The following is a 16569-nucleotide window of genomic DNA, read 5'->3' on the forward strand; positions in this document are numbered from 1 at the left end:
CGGGGCGGGCGCCGGGGGCGCAGGAGGACGACCTAGGCGAGCGCCCCCGCGAGGACGGGCGGCCGGCGCCGGATCACCAGGGCCATCAGCGCCGCCGCCGCGCACAGCGCCCCGGAGGCGTACCAGACGACGTCGTAGGAGCCGAAGACGTCGCGGGCCACTCCGCCGAGGTAGGCGACGAGTGCCGCGCCGACCTGGTGCGAGGCGAGCACCCAGCCGAAGACGATCGCGCTGTCCTCGCCGTAGTGCTCCCGGCACAGGGCGAGCGTGGGCGGCACGGTGGCGACCCAGTCCAGGCCGTAGAAGACGATGAAGAAGACCATGGGCGGGTGCACGCCCGGCGCGAGCAGCATCGGCAGGAAGAGCAGGGAGACGCCGCGCAGGGCGTAGTAGACCGCGAGCAGCCGGCGCGGCTCGAAGCGGTCGGTGAACCAGCCGGAGGCGATGGTCCCGGCCACGTCGAACACCCCGATGACCGCGAGCAGCGAGGCCGCCGTGGTGACGGGCATGCCGTGGTCGTGGGCGGCGGGCACGAAGTGGGTCTGGATCAGGCCGTTGGTGGAGGCGCCGCAGATCGCGAAGGTGCCGGCCAGCAGCCAGAACGGGCCGGTGCGCACCGCCGAGAAGAGCACGGCGAGCGTGCGCCGGGCGGCCCCCGGCACGGGCGGCGGCTTGGGCACGAACTCGGTCGCGCCGTAGGGCCGTACGCCCAGGTCGGCCGGGTGGTCGCGGAGCAGCAGCCAGACGAAGGGGACGACGGCGAGGGCCGCGAGGCCGACCGTGACGGCGGCCGGGCGCCAGCCGTGCGACTGGACCGTCCAGGACAGGATGGGCAGGAAGATCAGCTGGCCGGACGCGGAGGCCGCGGTGAGGATGCCGCTGACCAGGCCGCGCCGCTCGGTGAACCAGCGGTTGGTGACGGTCGCGGCGAAGGCCAGCGCCATCGAGCCGGACCCGAGGCCCACCAGCAGGCCCCAGCACAGCCACAGCTGCCAGGGCGCGGTCATCCACACGGTCAGGACCGAGCCGACGGCGATCACGACCAGCGCGAAGGCGACCACCCGGCGGATGCCGAAACGGTCCATCAGCGCGGCGGCGAACGGCGCGGTGAGCCCGTACAGCGCCAGGTTGAGCGAGACGGCGACGCCGATCGTGCCGCGCGACCAGCCGAACTCGTCGTGCAGCGGGTCGAAGAGCAGTCCGGGCAGGGACCGGAACGCCGCCGCTCCGATGATGGTGCCGAAGGTGACGGCGGCGACGAACCACGCGCGGTGCACACGGGCCCGGCTGCGGGGCGGCTGCGGTTCCTCGGTACCGGCCCCGGAGGTGCCGGATGCGGGGTGCGTTGTCTGGGTCACGTCACCCAGCTTCGGGCGTGCGCGTCCGCGCAACGAGTGGCCCGAAGGACAGCATTCGTTAGAATCGGGCCATGGACTCCGTCATGGACAGGAACAGGAACAGGAACGGCTCGGAAGAACCGGCGGAGCCGGAGGGCCCGGCAGACCTGGCGGACCCGGCGGAGCCAGAAGAGCCGGAGGAGCCGGGAGGCCCCGGAGACCGGGCAGGGCTCCCGCGCGCGTACCGCCCGCACCGCGTCGTCGTGCTCGCGCTGGACGGGCTGCTCCCCTTCGAGCTGGGCATCCCGCACCGGATCTTCGGCCGCCCCTCGGACGCCGCGGGCCGCCCGCTGTACGAGGTGGTCACCTGCTCGGTCCGGCCCCCGGGCCCGGTGCGGACGGACGCCGACTTCTCGATCGTCGTCGAACACGGCCCGGAGGCCCTGGCAGGCGCCGACACCGTGGTCGTCCCGGCCTCGTACGAGCTGGGGCCGCTGTACGAGGAGGGCAGGCTGACCGGGGAGCTGGCCGCCGCGCTGGCCCGGATCCGGCCCGGCACCCGGCTCGCCTCCATCTGCACGGGTGTGTACGTGCTGGCCGCCGCCGGTTATCTGGACGGCCGCCCCGCGACCACCCACTGGGCCGACGCCGAGCGCTTCCAGCGGCTCTTCCCGCGCATCGACGTCGACGCGGACGTGCTGTTCATCGACGACGGCGACGTGCTGACCTCGGCGGGGGTCGCGGCCGGGATCGACCTGTGCCTGCACATGGTGCGCCGCGATCACGGCACCGCGGTCGCCAACGACGTGGCCCGGCGCACCGTCGTACCGCCGCACCGCGACGGCGGGCAGGCGCAGTACATCCACCGGCCGGTGCCGGACGCACCGGCGGCGGGCACGACCACCGCCCGCGCCTGGGCGCTGGGGCGGCTGCACGAGCCGATCCAGTTGCGCGACATGGCCGAGCAGGAGGCCATGTCGGTACGGACCTTCACCCGCCGCTTCCGCGAGGAGACCGGGGTCAGCCCGGGGCAGTGGCTCACCCGGCAGCGGGTCGAACGGGCCCGGCACCTGCTGGAGTCCACGGACCTGTCGGTGGACCAGGTGGCCCAGGAGTCGGGGTTCGGCACGGCCCAGTCGATGCGGCAGCACCTCCAGGCGGCCCTCGGCGTGACGCCGACCGCCTACCGGCGCACCTTCCGGACCGCGGCCGGGGCGACCGCCGCCTCCGCCTGACCCCGCGCCCCGCTCCCCGCCGACCCCATGACCCTTCTCACAATTCAGGTGAAACAGGGACGAGGGTGACGGGCGTCACCGCCCGCCGCCGGGTGTTCTGTTTATGTTTCGCCCCATGCCGAACCCTTCGCGCTCCCGGCAGCGCCGCCCGAAGACCGGAGCCCTGCTCGCCCTGGCCGCGGTACTGCTGCCCGCGGGCGCGCTGGGCGCCGCCGTACCGGCCCAGGCCGCCCAGGCCCAGTCCGGAACCCAGACCCAGGCCCAGTCGCAGTCGCAGTCGCAGTCGCAGTCGCAGTCGCAGGAGCCACGGGCGGGCGCGCCCCGGGTGACGGCGGCGGTGCTCCCGCTGGACGGTTCGCGGCAGCGGCCCGCCGTGTACGGCGACGACACCGCGTACGACACGGCCAGCATCATCAAGGTCGACATCCTCGCGGCGGCGCTGCTGCGGGCGCAGGACGCCGGACGGACCCTCACCGCGCAGGAACGCGCCTACGCCGAGCCCATGATCCGGCAGAGCGACAACGCCTCCGCGAACGCCCTGTGGCGGCAGATCGGCGAGGCGCCGGGGCTCGACGCGGCGAACCGGCGGCTGGGCCTGACCGAGACCCGGGGCGGCTCCGGCCCCCGCTGGGGTCTGACCCGGACGACGGCGAGCGACCAGATACGGCTGCTGCGCGCCGTGTTCGCCCCGGAGAGCGGCGGCACAGCAGGCGGCGGTGCGTTGAACGCGACCTCCCGCGCCTATGTCCGCACCCTGATGAACGGGATCGCCGACGGCCAGGACTGGGGTGTCTCGGCGGCCGGGTCGCCCGCGGGGGCGGCGCTGAAGAACGGCTGGCTCCAGCGCAGCACCTCCGGCCTCTGGGACGTGAACAGCGTCGGGCGGATCACCGTGGACGGGCGCCCCTGCCTGGTGGCGGTGCTGTCCGACGGCAACGCCTCGATGAGCGAGGGCGTTTCGCTGGTGGAGCGCACCGCGCGGGCCGCCGTGTCGTCGACCGCCGCGCACTGAGGAAGCCGCCGGAACGGAACCGCCCGCCCGCCCGTCCGTCCACAGGCTGTGGACGGCCCCGCCCCGGGGACCTCGACGTCCGGACGGCGGTACGCCCATGCCCGCCCCGAGCACGGCACCGCGCACCGCCGTCCGGCTCCGGCGCACCGGTCCCACCCCCCTCACCCCTGAAGGGACCGGTCGACGCCGACCTCACGACTCACATGCGTCGAGGGCTCCGACCCCCGGGCTCCCTCGACGTCCCCTCACGGCGAATCGCTGCCACAAGCGTGATCAAACGGACACGGACCGTCAATGGCTGCTCGGAGATTCGCCCGTTATGCCGGTATCACAACGGGCGCGCACAGAAGCACCCCCCGGCGCACGCCACCCCGCCCGCACCGTTCACGGGTCCCTCCGGGCCGCCTACACCGCCTGGTACCTCAACGCCCCGTGCACCACACCCTCGTGGTCCGCGCCGTTCGGCCGGGCGGCCGCCCGGTAGGCCGGGGCCTGCCAGGCGGCCGCGTCGAGTCCGGTGCCGTCGCACAGGGGTGCCTGGCCGCCGCAGCCCGCGGGCCGCGCCGTGACGGACGCCACCGGCGGCGGGCAGCGGTCCAGTTCGCACCAGATGCGCTTGCCGGCGCCCTCCGCGCTCCAGCCCCAGCGGTCGGCCAGGCCGTCGACCAGGGCGAGACCGCGGCCGCCCGTGGCCTCGTCGCCCGCGCAGCGCGGCACGGGCGCGCACGTGCTGGCGTCGGCCACCTCCAGGCGCACGGTCGCCGCCCCGGCCGCCGTGCCGGGCAGGGAGAGGCGCAGCACGGCCGGACAGCCGGTGTGCACCACCGCGTTGGTGACCAGCTCGGAGACGAGCAGGACCAGCGTCTCGGCGAGCGGCTCGTCGGCCGCTATCCCCGACCCGGCGAGACGCGACCGGGCCCACCTGCGGGCTCGCCCCACTTCTGCGGGGTCGGGCCGGATCTCCAGCTGCACTTGAAGCACCTGCACCGCTCACACCATCCGAACCGGCGGACCCGCCACCCCGCACCGTGCGGGGTCCGCGAGCACAGCCATTCTCTGCATGGCCAGAACAACGGCCAGAGCAAGGGTCACGGACTGTGACTCCCTTGCCAGACAGCATGGTTGACGTACCGTCACCGCAACAAGCGCTTCGGGCATATTCCCGCGCGAAGGAGTACCCGTGCGGCATACTGTGCGACGCCCGTCACCGGGAATCGAACCCATGGGCGACACAGGCCGCCCGACCTCGTGAACAGCGGCGCGCACCGCCGGATCCGGGGCCGCCGCACGGGCAACACCGGGACGCCCGGCCCTCGGAACCACTCGCATCTCACACAAGGTACCCGAGCCGGACGGTGACTCCGGGACGTGACGAGTCCGGTCGACGGCACCATCCGGCCGCGACTCTCCGTGATCATCATGTGCCGCGTCCTGGAAGAGGCGGCTGCCGAACAGCCCCTCACCGCGGTCCGGCGGTCCGTACGCCGTGCCGTGACGGCCGGTCCGCTCCGGCCGGTCGTCGATCACTCTCCGTGACATCGACACGGCGGCGGATCCCTCGCGCCACCGGCCCGCCGAGGCGGGCGCGCGCGTGGACTGCCTGGTGAGGCGGGTGCGCTCGGGCGCCCGGAGGCGGTCGCGGGCGGTGCGCGGGAGCGGGCTCACGGCCGCGCGCGCGACCCGCGCGAGGACCCGCCGGACCGGCGGCGGCGCACCGCCGGGCGGGCCGTGTCCCGCCGGGCGTACGTCCCCGGCGCACCGCGCCGCCGGGGCGTGCCGCGCCGTCGTACGGGCCCCGGCCGGGCCCCGGCAGGTCATCCGAACTGCTCGCGCGTCCGGGCGTGTTGCGCCCGGCTCTCGCACACGCGCACACCACCGCCCGGCTGTTCGGGGCAACGGGCGGGACGGCGGGACGGACTGCGGGACGGACGGCGGGACGGACGGCGGGACGGGCAGTGGTGAGGAGGGCGGCGGAAGGACCGGTGCCCCAGGGGACCCAAGGGGCCCAAGGGGCGGCGCGGGCAGCGGCACAGCCGGACGGCACAGCACGGCGGCGCCTACTCGGGAACGGTGAAATAGCGGGCGAAGGCCGGCACGATCTCGTCCTCGCCCACCCGGCCGTCCGCGTCCGCGTCGAGCGCGGCGGCGGTCGCCCGCGCGATCTCCTCAGGCACTCCCAGCACCCTGAGCACCCGTACCGTGTCCGCGACGGTCGCGGCGCCGTCGCCGTCACCGTCCGCGACGGCCAGGGCCGCGTGCAGGAAGGGACGGGCGATCTCGGCGAACCGTTCGGGAGTGTCGCGCAGCCGTTTGACGGCGCCGGTCACGAACTCCTCCCGGGTGATGCGCTGGTCGCCGTCGCGGTCGGCGATCCCGGCCATGCCCTGCCAGAAGGCCTCCGCCCCGGCGTACAGGGCCTGGCCCTTGTCGGAGCGCGCGGGGGTGCGGAACTCGGCGAGCAGCGCCCTGGCCGCCACGCCGAAGTCCTCACGGGCGATGTAGCCGTTGCCGTCCTGGTCGAAGGTGGCGAACCGGGCCGCGATCCTGCGCTCGTACTCGCTGCTGACCATGTCTTCTCTGGCCGCCTCACATGTGGGGGTCTGCGTTGGCTGGGAGCGTACGACGCGGGTGGCCCCCAGGGGCCGGAACGCCGTGGCTGTGCCAGGACCGGGTGAATCCCGGACACGACCGGAGCACGGAGGGCACGAACAGCGCGGAGGGAGCGCAGGGAGCGCGTGGAGCGTGCGGGACGGGTCGTGGGAAGCGCGGAAGGCCGGAGGGGGCTCGCTCAGGCGGACAGGGGTTCGTCGTCGACGGCCGCCGCCAGGTCGGGATAGACGTCGAAGAGGCGGCGCACGCCGAGGGCGCCGAGCACGCGGTTGACGTGGGACCCGTCGACGGCGCCCCCGGCGGGCAGGATCAGCCGCAGGCGGCCCTGGCAGGAGCGGATCAGACGGCGGGCGGCGATGAGCACGCCGACCCCGCTGGAGTCGCAGAAGAAGACCTCCGAGAGGTCCAGCACCAGGTCGTGCCGTCCCTCGGCCACCACGTCATGGACGCGCTGGCGCAGCAACGGCGAGGTCACCAGGTCCAGTTCGCCCGCGACCCGCAGGACGCTCCATCCGCCCTGCCCGTCGCCGGTCACGTTCAACGCCACGGCCTGCCCTCCGCTCGCCGGATCTTCCCCGGAACCGCCCGGAACCGCCCGGAAACGGAAGCAGTTCCTACGCTTCATTCCGCGCGGCTGCCCAGCGGCCGTTCCCCCAAACGCCGCACAGCAAACGACCATGGTGCCCCAGAGGACTTGTTTCAGTCACATTCGGGATCTTTTCCATCAGACCCGATCGCAGATGATCTGGAAGAGAGGGGGTAGCCGATGCCTCGTACGCTCCTCTACCACCTGGGGCTCTCCAGGGGGCGCACAACGGCACAAAGGGGCGTGCGCGGGCGAATGTGCCGACTACGTTCGAGGAGACCGGGCAGACACGCTGGACCGGTCACCTCCCCGGGGCAGCACCCTCGGGACGGCCGGGCGCGAAGGGGGCCGCATGGCGAAGAAGGACGCACCGCCCCGCTGGGACCGCGAGATGCGGCGGCGGCTGACCCGCGGCGAGGCGGCGGCGCTCGGCGAGCTGTACGACCGGTTCGCCCCGCTCGTGCACGGGCTCGCGCACCGTGTCCTCGGCGACGATCAGGCGGCCGACACCGTCACCCGCGAGGTCTTCCTGCACGTCTGGCAGTACCCCGGCGCCTACGAACCGGCCGAGGGCCCGCTGCGCTCCTGGCTGACCGCGCTGGCGCACCGGCTCGCCGCGGAACGACTGCGCACCACCGGCGCCGCCCCCGCCGGCCCCGCCTCCGTCGCCGCCCGTGCCGACCACATCGTCCACTCCCTGCCCGCCCCGCTGCGCGCCGCCCTCGACCTGGCCTACTTCCAGCGCCGCGACCACCACCGGACCGCCGCGGACCTCGGTGTCTCCGCGGACGAGGCCCGGCGGCGCCTGCGCCTCGGGCTGCATCTGCTGGCCACCGCCCACGACACCGGCGGCCGCGCGGCCGGGAGCGGCGGACCGCCGCCCGTCCCGGCGCCGGAGGCGGCACGGACCAAGGGTCCGACCGTGCCGGAGCACCACGTCCTGAAGTCGCTGCTCGGCGCCTGGGCCCTGGCCGCCTGCACGCCGCGGGAGACGACGGCCGTCGAGGAGCACCTGGGCGGCTGCGGCGACTGCGCGGACGAGGCGCTGCGGCTGCGCGGGGCGGTCGGCCTGCTGCACCGGCCCGACAGCCTGGACCTCGACCCGGGTCTGCGGGCCCGGGTCCTGGACGCCTGTCTGGAGCGGCGGCCCCCGAGCGTCCCGGTGCCCGGCTGGGCGGCGCCCTACGACGCGGAGACGGCCCGCCTGGACGCGCTGCTCCAGGACTTCGGGAACGCCGAGTGGCACGCGCCGGTGCGGCTGCGGTGGTTCGAGGACGGGAAGGCGGTGAGCCGGCGGAGCACGGTCGCCGGGGTCATCGCGCATCTGACGAGCGCCGACGGACTGGTGGCGGTGGCGCTCGGCCTCGACGACCCGCTCGGCGGCCTGGACGACCCGCTCGGCGGCCGGTCCGCGCGCGGACCGGATCCGGCCGCGCGCACCGAGGCGTACGGGCGGTCCCGGCCCTCCCCGCCGACCCGCGCGGTCCGCGGGCCCTGGCGCGAGCAGACCCACGCGCTCGTCCGGACCGCGTCCCTCACCGGTACGGACGGCCCGGCGGGAAGCCCCGTGAGCGGTGCGGGCGGTGCGGCTGGTGTGGGCGGTGCGGCTGGTGCGGGCGGTGTGCCGGGCGGCCGGTCCGTTGGCCCGCCCGGTGATCCGTACGCGGTTCCGTGCACGGTTCCGTACGGTGACTTCACCCTGCCGCTGCGGGACGCGATGGTCGACCGGGCGTTCGAATGCTGGGTGCACGCGGAGGACATCGCGCAGGCCGTGGACTACCCCTACGACCCGCCCGCCCCGCGCCATCTGCACGAGATGATCGACCTGGCCGCCCGGATGCTGCCGGGCGCGCTGGCCACCCGGCGCCGGGCCGGGCTCGCCGCGCCCGCGCGGACGGGGCGGCACCTGGTGGCGGTGGGCGCCCCCGCGCGCAGCGTCCGGCTGGAGATCGAGGGCCTGGGCGGCGGCGAGTGGCTGGTCCCGCTGGACGCGCCGGGCGCGGTGGGCTCGGCGGAGCACCAGGTGGCCCATGTGGCCCTGGACGGAGTGGAGTTCTGCCGACTGGCGGCCGGGCACGTCGCCCCGCGCGAGGCGGCGGCCGGACAGGACGGCGATCCGGACGCGGTCAGCGACGTCCTGTGCGCGGCGGCCGCGCTGAGCCGGATGTGAGACACCGGGCCGAGCCGTGCGGGGGCTCCCGCACGGCGCCCGCGCGGCGCACCCGTCCTACGCGAACACCACCGTGCGCCGGCCGTTGAGCAGGATGCGGTGCTCGGCGTGCCACTTCACCGCGCGGGCCAGCGCCTGGCACTCCACGTCACGGCCGATGGCGACGAGCTGGTCGGGGGTGACGCCGTGGCCGACCCGCTCGACCTCCTGCTCGATGATCGGGCCCTCGTCGAGGTCGGCGGTGACGTAGTGCGCGGTCGCGCCGATCAGCTTCACGCCCCGGGCGTGCGCCTGGTGGTAGGGCTTGGCGCCCTTGAAGCTCGGCAGGAAGGAGTGGTGGATGTTGATGATCCGGCCGCTGAGCTGCTTGCACAGGTCGTCGGAGAGGACCTGCATGTAGCGGGCGAGGACGACCAGCTCCACGTCCTCCTCGCGGACCAGTTCGAGCAGCCGCGCCTCGGCCTCGGCCTTGGTGTCCCGGGTCACCGGGATGTGATGGAACGGAATGTTGTACGAGCCCACCAGCTCGGCGAAGTCCGTATGGTTGGACACCACTGCCGCGATCTCCACCGGCAGCGCGCCGATCCGGGCGCGGAACAGCAGGTCGTTCAGGCAGTGCCCGAACCTGCTGACCATCAGGACGATCCGCATCCTGTCCTCGGCCCGGTGGAGCTGCCAGTCCATGCCGAAGGAGTCACCGACCGCCGCGAAGCTGGCCCGCAGCTTGTCCACGGTCACCGGCGGCTCGGCGGAGAAGTGGACCCGCATGAAGAACAGTCCCGTGTCCTGGTCGCCGAACTGCTGGCTGTCCACGATGTTGCAGCCGGTCATGAAGAGATAGCTCGACACGGCGTGCACGATGCCCTGCTTGTCCGGACAGGAGAGGGTCAGGACGTACTGGTCGGCCTGGCCGGACTCGGCCGGGGCCGTCGCGGAACGGGGAGACTGCTCAGTCATGCCGAACAGGGTCCCACACGGTCCGCCCGGCGCGGGCCGCCGTCCCGCGTGCCGGGACGGCACCATCGCCCCGGCCCGGCCCGGCCCGCCCCGGCTACGCGGCGCGCGTCATGAGGCGCAGGGTCTCCAGGCTGCGCGGCGGCGCGGCCGGGTCGTCGCCGTCACTGGCCGCGAGGCGCAGATGCGCGTCGTGCGCCGCCCGCACCGCCTCCGGCCAGCCGTGGTGGTCGAGATAGGCGGACACCGGGGCGTCCGGCCCCACCTGGTGCATGATCCGCAGCACCCGCAGCACGGCCGTGTCGACGAGGGCCGCCTCCTGCGAGTCGCGGAAGATCGTGCCGACGTACTTCTCGGCGGACCAGCTGTCCAGCCAGGTGTCCTCGACCAGGCGGTAGACGGCGTCGGTGACGTCGCCGTACCCTTCGACGCCCGCGAGCCAGACGTCCCGCTGGAACACCGGGTCGGAGAGCATGTGCAGCGCGGAACGCACATTGCAGCGCCAGCGCCACCACGGCATGTCGTTGAGTGGCATGCCGCCCATGGTGGAGGAGCGACGGCCACGACGGGAAGAGTTCTCCGAACCTTGCACGGTCATCGATCGTACGTTCTCCTTCCCGGTGTCCCCACCGGCCCCCGCAATTCACCTGTGCGTCACCCATTGTCGACCATGGATCACTCCGGGGTTAGGGATGTGCCGGAATCGTGCGGAAGCATGACCGGCAGGCGAGACAGGCACACCGCACTCCGCACCGCCGCCGCGCGGCCCGCCGGACGGAGGAGAACCCTCCGGACCGCGGGCGCGCTGGCGGCCGCCGTCTCGCTGTCCGCCGGCTGCGGTGTCGTCCCCGGCACCACGGGGGGCTCGGGGAACGACACCGTCACCGTGATGACCTGGGCCCCGGACAGCACCCCGGCGACCAACAAGCCCGGCATGCCCGCCATGGCGCGCGCCTACGCCCGCTGGGTCAACGACGCCGGCGGCATCGCCGGACACAAGCTCAAGGTCCTCACCTGCAACGACAGCAACGACAGCGTGGCCGCGGCCAAGTGCGCCCGGCTCGCCGTCAAGGAGGACGTGGCCGCCGTCGTCGGCTCGTACAGCCAGTACAGCGACTCCTTCTTCCCGCCGCTGGAGAGCGCCGGCATCCCCTACATCGGCGGCTACGGCCTCACCACCGCCGAGTTCACCCGCGCCCTGTCCTACCCGGTCAACGGCGGCCAGCCCGCGCTGCTGGTCGGCCTCGGCCGGGAACTGGCCAAGGACTGCGGTCCGGTCGCCCTGGTGCGGCCCGACAGCATCGCGGGCGACGAGCTGCCCGGACTGCTCGACACCGGTCTGAAGGCCGGCGGCCACCGCGCCGCCCACGACCAGCCGGCCGCCGAGGACGCCACCGAGTACGCGGGCGAGGCCGCCAGGGCGCTGGCGCAGGCGACCTCCCGGCCGGGGAAGAAGGGCTGTGTGATCCCGGCCCTGGGCGAGCGCACCAGCATCTTCATGGACTCCTTCCGCCGCGCCGGCGCCGGTCACCCGGCGGTGCGCACCGCCGCCGTGCTCGGCAACGTGGACCAGACCGTCATCGACGCGAGCGGGGGCCGGGCGGGCCCGTACGAGGGGGCGTCCGTCACCGGCTGGTACCCGGTGGCGGACGATCCGCGCTGGAACGCCATGAAGAAGGTGATCGACGAGCAGGCGTTCGGCGACAACCGCGTCGACCCGGCGGACGCCGGGGTGCAGACGACGTGGATCGCCTACACGGTGCTCCGGGCCGTCCTGGAGAAGATCGGCTCCGGTCCGGTGAACGCCGGGACCGTCCGGCGCGCCCTCGACTCGGGCCTGGCCGTCGACACCGGCGGGCTGACCCCGCGGCTGCGCTGGCCCCTGTCCGGCCCGTTCGCCCCGGCCGGCTTCGCCCGCCTGGCCAACGCCGAGGTGACCCTCCAGGCGGTGCGCGCGGGGCGGCTGGTGGCGGCCACGAAGGGCTTCGTCGACGTCACCGGGCCGCTCCGGGAGACGGACACGGACTGACCCCGCCCGCGCCCCCGCCGCGAGGAACGGAGCACGCGGAACGGAGCACGGGGCAACGGGGAGCGGGGCAACGGGGAGCGGGGCAACGGGGAGCGGGGCAACGGGGAGCGGGGCAACGGGGAGCGGGCAACGGAGAACGGGTCAGAGCTGGGTCGGCTGGCGCTCGGTGAGGCCGTACTTCCGGGCGATGGCGTTCCACAGCTTGGCCGCCTTGGCCTTCTGGATGCTGGCGACACCGCTCTGGTGGTTGGCGGCCTGCGCATGGCTGGTGTTGCGGGCGTGGCCCTTGTCGCAGCCCTTCTTGCCACGCGTCTGGTCGGCCCAGGCCGCGTAGTGCTGGTCGGCCGACTGGGACGCCTTCCAGGCGCTGGTGAGCGCGCCGGTCAGCTCCGCGTGCTGGGGCAGCTTGTCCACGGGCAGCGCGCCGAGTCTGCTCACCAGCGCGGCGCGCTGCTTGGCGGCGCTGCGCAGATCGGTGGCCGCCTCGCCGAGGTCGTCGCACTTCTTGACGTCGTCCACGGCCTTGATCACGGAGGCGCGGCTGCCGCCGCTGTCGGCGAGCAGCTTGTCCAGCGCGACCGCCTGCTCGCGGGCGGGGTCGGGAGCGGCCGGGGCCGAGGAGCCACCGCCGGTGGCCGGGGCCGCCGAGGAGACGTTCGCTGCCTTGTCGGTCTTGTCGTCGCTGCCGCCGCCCCCGCTGAGCAGCGCACCGGCGCCCACCCCGAGGACGACGATGCCGACGCCGACCGCCGCGATCAGCGGCATCCGCGAGCGGGGCCGCCGCCCGGCGCCATCCTGACCGTCCGGGCCGTCCGGGCCGCCCTGTCCGCCCGCGTACGGCGGACCGGCCGGAGCGCCCGGCCCCGGCTGGAAGGTCTGCGCGGGCGGCTGGCCCAGGTTGACGGGCGCCCCGCCGGGACGCAGACCCGGTCCGGACCGGCCGTCGCGCGGCTGGAGGTGCGGGAGCTGCTGCGTGCCCGGGGCGGTGCCGCCCGAACCGTCGCGGAACAGGTTGTCGAACTCGGCGGGCGTCTGCCGCCCGCCGCCCGCCCCGGGGCCCGCGCCGAACGGCGGCGCCGACGCCCCGCCCGGCCCGCCGGGCACCGGCGCGATGAACTGCGTGGCCTCGGCGTCCGGACCGGCACCGGGCACGGCGGGCGGCATACCGCCCGACGGCACCGGCGGTATGTACTGCGTCGCGCCCTCGTCCACCGGCGCGGCGGGCACGGGCGGCAGGAACTGCGTGGCGCCCTCGTCCGCGGACCCGGCGGCGACCGGCGGCAGGAACTGGGTGGCCCCCTCGTCGGCGGCCGGCGGCAGCGGGACACCCGCGGACGTGCCGTACGGGCCCGGCCCGGCGGCCGGAGGCAGGGATGCCGCCTGGTGCTGGTGCTGGTGCGGATGCTGCGGGGGCGCCTGGTGCTGCTGGTGCTGCTGGAATCCCTGGTGCTGCTGGGGGACCTGCCCCTGGGGGCCGTGGTCCTGCGGGTACCCCTGGTGCTGCTGGTACGGCGGCTGCGGGGCGCCGCCGTGGCGGCCGTGCCCGGGGGCCGGTGCGCCCTCCGGCGGGAGCGGGCCCGCTCCCGGGTGCCCGGCGGACCCGCCGTGGGCGTCCCACTGGCCCGACGGCGCCTGCGGATACGACGGCGCGGCCCCCCACGTCTGGGTGGGCGGCGCCTGCCAGTCCTGCCCGGACTGCGGCCGCTGCTCCCCCTCCGGGCCCCAGGGCTGCCCCCAGGACTGTCCGCCGGCGGGCGGCCGGGCGGCCGGACCCGGTCCGTCCGCCCGCGCGGGCGGACGGCCGCCCGGTCCGCCGGTCGCGCCCGGCAGCAGGGGCTGCCCACCGTCGGAAGGCAGCACGATGCCTTCGCGCGCGGGCCGCGCCGAGGGCTCCTCGCCCTGTCCACTCTGCGTCACCGGGACTCCTACGAATGGGGGACTTGCGGAATCGTCGGCTCACGCTACCGGGTCCCCCGAGCCCGGTGCCACGCAGCACGGGGCCCGGCCGCCCTCCTCCCCCGGTGCGGTAACGGATCCGAGGCCGGGCGCGCTGTTCTACGGCGTCCCGCGGCGCCGTACCTCCCCCGCGCGCCCGGCACTCCCCCGCTCACGCCGCCATCTGCACCTCCAGCCGGGCCCCGAACTCCCGTACCACCGGCTCGTCCCGGTACGGGTCCAGGCGCTGCTGGAAGTCCTCCAGATACTCGGCGCCCCGGTTGGACCGCAGCCGCTCCAGCAGCTCCACCGCCTTCAGGCCGGTGGCGCAGGCCTGTTCGACCTCGCGCTGCTGCACCTGTGCCGTGGCGAGCAGCACATAGCCGATGGCCCGGCGCCTGGTCCGCGAGAGCGGATGCCCCGCCAGCGCCTGCTCGGCCTGGCGCGCCGCCGCCTCCGCCTGCCCCAGGTCCCGGTGGCAGTGCGCCAACTCGTCGGCGAGATACGCCTCGTCGAAGTGCGCGATCCAGGCCGGGTCGTCCCCGGTGTCCGGCGCGGCGCGCTCCAGCGCGCCCACCGCGCGCCCCGACGAGAGCTGGGCCGCGCGCGCGTCCCCCAGCAGGGCGTGCCCGCGCGCCTCGGCGGCGTGGAACATCGCCTCCGCGCGCGGGGTCACCCGGCCGCGCGCCCCCTCCTGCGCCGCCCGCGCCAACTGCGCGATCTCCCGCGGGTTTCCGAGCTGGGCGGCCAGATGGCTCATGGAGGCGGCCAGCACATAGCCGCCGTACCCGCGGTCCCCGGCCGCCTGGGCGAGCCGCAGCGCCTGGATGTAGTACCGCTGGGCGAGCCCCGGTTGACCGGTGTCCACGGCCATGTACCCGGCCAGCTCGGTCAACCGGGCCACGGCGCCGAAGAGATCACGGCCCACCGCCTCCCGGTAGGATCCGGCGAGCAGCCCGGAGACGACACTGTTGAGGTAGTGCACGACCACCGGGCGCACATGCCCGCTGCCGTGGGTGTGGTCCAGGTCGACCAGCGCCTGCGTCATGGCCCGTACCGCCGCCACGTCCGACTGCCCCACCCTCGGGCCGGCCGAGCGCGCCACCTGTCCGTCCGGCGCGGTGATCAGCCAGTCGCGGCTGGGCTCCACCAGCGCGGAGGCGGCGACGGAGGAGCCGGACAGGAAGTCCCGCCGGCCCACGTCGCTGCGCCACAGCTCGCAGACCTGCTCGATGGCCCCCAGGACGGTCGGCGAGAACTGGAGGCCCACGCCCGAGGCGAGGTTCTTGCCGTTGGCCATGCCGATCTCGTCGATCGTGACCGTACGGCCGAGCTTGCGGCCCAGGGCCTCGGCGATGACCGCCGGGGCGCGGCCGCGCGGCTGCTGTCCGCGCAGCCAGCGCGCCACGGACGTCTTGTCGTAGCGCAGGTCGAGGCCGTGTTCGGCGCCGCACATGTTGACCCGGCGGGCCAAACCGGCGTTGGAACAGCCCGCTTCCTGGATGAGCGCCTGCAACCGTTCGTTCGGCTGCCGCGCGACGAGAGGCCTGGCGGCCATGGCGTAAACCCCCTGCTTCCTGGCGGCTCGCGTGGCTGCGGTGCCCTGCCCAAGCACCGACTCTGACGTGTCTTGCACGACCGGATCCCGCCCGTCACGGCCGAGTTGTCCGGTCGTGAAGATCAATGCCCCACGGACATAACGAAAATGCGGGACATGCGAAGATTGCCGGAGTGCCGGAGCGGAAAAGCGAGGCGGACACCCCTGTGTCCCCTGGTACCGCCGCACCCCCGTCGCTCCCGATTCCCCCGTACGGACGCCCGTGAGCGCCCATGGGCACCCCCGCCGCGAACTCCCCCACAACCACTACCCCACGCCCGCCGGTGCCCCTCCCGCGCGCCCCCGCACATGCACCCGTGCGCCCCAGGTACGGACCGGATGCTCCTCCCCCGCGCGCGGGCCGCCTCCCGAGCCTCCCGTGTGCCCGTAACTCCAGGTGGGCGCGGGAGTTGAGTGAGCGTGGAAAAGACGATCCCGGGCGCGGAAGCCGCACAGACCGCCGGTCAGATCCCCGGGCAGCGCGGAGACTCGCTGCCGGAGACCGCCGTTCGCTACACCGAGGAGCGCCACTGGGACGTGGTCCCCGGCACCTGGCTGGTGACCGCCGACGGGACCCCGCGCTGCTCCTGCGGCGACCCCGGCTGCACCGCGCCCGGCGCACACCCGGCGCACGAGGACTGGGCGGCCCGCGCCACCGGCAGCGCCACCGTCGCGCGCCGGATGTGGCAGCAGCAGCCGGACGCGTCGATCCTGCTGCCCACCGGGCGCTCCTTCGACGCGCTCTGCGTCCCGGAGAGCGCCGGGTTCCTCGCCCTGGCCCGGCTGGAGCGGTGGGAGCTGACACCCGGGCCGGTGCTCCTCACTCCGGGCCGCCGGATGCAGTTCCTCGTCCTGCCCGGCGCCTGCGCCAAGCTGCCCGGCCTGGTGCGCAGGCTGGGCTGGTCGCCGGGGTCCCTGGACCTGGCCGCGCTGGGCGAGGGCGGCTGGGTCGCCGCGCCGCCCACCCGGTGCGGGTCGCGCGGCGCCGTGCAGTGGGCCTGCCGCCCCACCCCCGCGAACCGGTGGCTGCCGGACGCGGAGGAACTGGTGCCCGCGCTGGCGTACGCCTGCGGCCGGGACAAATAGCCGGGGCAGGGAAGCGGG

13 protein-coding genes and 1 pseudogene are annotated in these 16569 nt (G+C 74.9%); 6 read left to right on the forward strand and 8 right to left on the reverse strand.

Annotated elements, in window-relative coordinates; all coding sequences use genetic code 11:
* Window positions 1-32 precede the first annotated feature (32 nt).
* Window positions 33-1358, reverse strand: coding sequence for an MFS transporter (locus tag ACWDYF_RS13700; RefSeq protein ID WP_389463050.1), 1326 nt, complete (start codon window positions 1356-1358; stop codon window positions 33-35).
* A gap of 71 nt (window positions 1359-1429) precedes the next feature.
* Here ACWDYF_RS13700 and ACWDYF_RS13705 point away from each other — a divergent pair, with 71 nt between their 5' ends.
* Both ACWDYF_RS13705 and ACWDYF_RS13710 read left to right on the forward strand, forming a co-directional pair.
* A complete protein-coding gene (locus ACWDYF_RS13705) occupies window positions 1430-2572 on the forward strand; it encodes a GlxA family transcriptional regulator (protein WP_389463051.1) in 1143 nt (380 codons plus the stop codon).
* A gap of 115 nt (window positions 2573-2687) precedes the next feature.
* Window positions 2688-3584, forward strand: a complete 897-nt coding sequence (locus ACWDYF_RS13710) for a serine hydrolase (protein ID WP_389463054.1) — start codon at window positions 2688-2690, stop codon at window positions 3582-3584.
* 405 nt (window positions 3585-3989) lie between these two features.
* Here ACWDYF_RS13710 and ACWDYF_RS13715 read toward each other — a convergent pair whose 3' ends face one another.
* From ACWDYF_RS13715 to ACWDYF_RS13725, 3 genes are all read right to left on the reverse strand, one after another.
* Window positions 3990-4556: an ATP-binding protein gene (locus tag ACWDYF_RS13715; RefSeq protein ID WP_037895536.1), complete on the reverse strand. Its 567-nt coding sequence runs from the start codon at window positions 4554-4556 to the stop codon at window positions 3990-3992.
* A 1085-nt stretch (window positions 4557-5641) separates the two neighbouring features.
* Window positions 5642-6154 carry an EF-hand domain-containing protein gene (locus ACWDYF_RS13720; protein WP_381737419.1) on the reverse strand — a complete coding sequence of 171 codons (513 nt, stop codon included), beginning with the start codon at window positions 6152-6154 and terminating at the stop codon, window positions 5642-5644.
* A 218-nt stretch (window positions 6155-6372) separates the two neighbouring features.
* A complete protein-coding gene (locus ACWDYF_RS13725; protein WP_018567125.1) occupies window positions 6373-6741 on the reverse strand; it encodes an STAS domain-containing protein in 369 nt (122 codons plus the stop codon).
* A 430-nt stretch (window positions 6742-7171) separates the two neighbouring features.
* On the opposite strand from ACWDYF_RS13725, the pseudogene ACWDYF_RS13730 reads away from it, so the two are divergent.
* Window positions 7172-7405 (forward strand): annotated as a pseudogene (locus tag ACWDYF_RS13730) (sigma factor); the annotation flags it as partial.
* Between the two features lie 180 nt (window positions 7406-7585).
* Window positions 7586-8950 (forward strand): zf-HC2 domain-containing protein, encoded by a 1365-nt coding sequence (locus ACWDYF_RS13735; RefSeq protein WP_389463316.1) that lies wholly within the window; start codon window positions 7586-7588, stop codon window positions 8948-8950.
* 57 nt (window positions 8951-9007) lie between these two features.
* Here ACWDYF_RS13735 and purU read toward each other — a convergent pair whose 3' ends face one another.
* Together purU and ACWDYF_RS13745 are read right to left on the reverse strand one after the other, a co-directional pair.
* A complete protein-coding gene (gene purU, locus ACWDYF_RS13740) occupies window positions 9008-9907 on the reverse strand; it encodes a formyltetrahydrofolate deformylase (RefSeq protein WP_018567124.1) in 900 nt (299 codons plus the stop codon).
* A gap of 94 nt (window positions 9908-10001) precedes the next feature.
* A complete protein-coding gene (locus ACWDYF_RS13745) occupies window positions 10002-10502 on the reverse strand; it encodes an SCO4402 family protein (protein ID WP_064533723.1) in 501 nt (166 codons plus the stop codon).
* 117 nt (window positions 10503-10619) lie between these two features.
* On the opposite strand from ACWDYF_RS13745, the gene ACWDYF_RS13750 reads away from it, so the two are divergent.
* Complete coding sequence (locus tag ACWDYF_RS13750) at window positions 10620-11933, forward strand: ABC transporter substrate-binding protein (protein WP_389463057.1); 1314 nt, start codon at window positions 10620-10622, stop codon at window positions 11931-11933.
* Window positions 11934-12074: 141 nt separating this feature from the next.
* Here ACWDYF_RS13750 and ACWDYF_RS13755 read toward each other — a convergent pair whose 3' ends face one another.
* The gene (locus ACWDYF_RS13755; protein ID WP_389463059.1) at window positions 12075-13850 is read right to left on the reverse strand and encodes a hypothetical protein; all 1776 of its coding nucleotides are present in this window, start codon (window positions 13848-13850) and stop codon (window positions 12075-12077) included.
* 190 nt (window positions 13851-14040) lie between these two features.
* Window positions 14041-15426 carry a hypothetical protein gene (locus tag ACWDYF_RS13760; RefSeq protein WP_018567120.1) on the reverse strand — a complete coding sequence of 462 codons (1386 nt, stop codon included), beginning with the start codon at window positions 15424-15426 and terminating at the stop codon, window positions 14041-14043.
* A gap of 459 nt (window positions 15427-15885) precedes the next feature.
* Between ACWDYF_RS13760 and ACWDYF_RS13765 the strand changes: the two genes are divergently transcribed.
* Window positions 15886-16551, forward strand: coding sequence for a bifunctional DNA primase/polymerase (locus tag ACWDYF_RS13765; protein WP_389463061.1), 666 nt, complete (start codon window positions 15886-15888; stop codon window positions 16549-16551).
* Window positions 16552-16569 lie beyond the last annotated feature (18 nt).

Source organism: Streptomyces sp. NPDC003284, from assembly GCF_053589675.1.

Bases quoted from the DNA above. Each gene is read 5' to 3' on its own strand.
- ACWDYF_RS13705 (WP_389463051.1), top strand. From the start codon at position 1,430: ATGGACTCCGTCATGGACAGGAACAGGAACAGGAACGGCTCGGAAGAA.
- purU (WP_018567124.1), bottom strand. From the start codon at position 9,907: ATGACTGAGCAGTCTCCCCGTTCCGCGACGGCCCCGGCCGAGTCCGGC.
- ACWDYF_RS13710 (WP_389463054.1), top strand. From the start codon at position 2,688: ATGCCGAACCCTTCGCGCTCCCGGCAGCGCCGCCCGAAGACCGGAGCC.
- ACWDYF_RS13720 (WP_381737419.1), bottom strand. From the start codon at position 6,154: ATGGTCAGCAGCGAGTACGAGCGCAGGATCGCGGCCCGGTTCGCCACC.
- ACWDYF_RS13760 (WP_018567120.1), bottom strand. From the start codon at position 15,426: ATGGCCGCCAGGCCTCTCGTCGCGCGGCAGCCGAACGAACGGTTGCAG.
- ACWDYF_RS13750 (WP_389463057.1), top strand. From the start codon at position 10,620: ATGACCGGCAGGCGAGACAGGCACACCGCACTCCGCACCGCCGCCGCG.
- ACWDYF_RS13745 (WP_064533723.1), bottom strand. From the start codon at position 10,502: ATGACCGTGCAAGGTTCGGAGAACTCTTCCCGTCGTGGCCGTCGCTCC.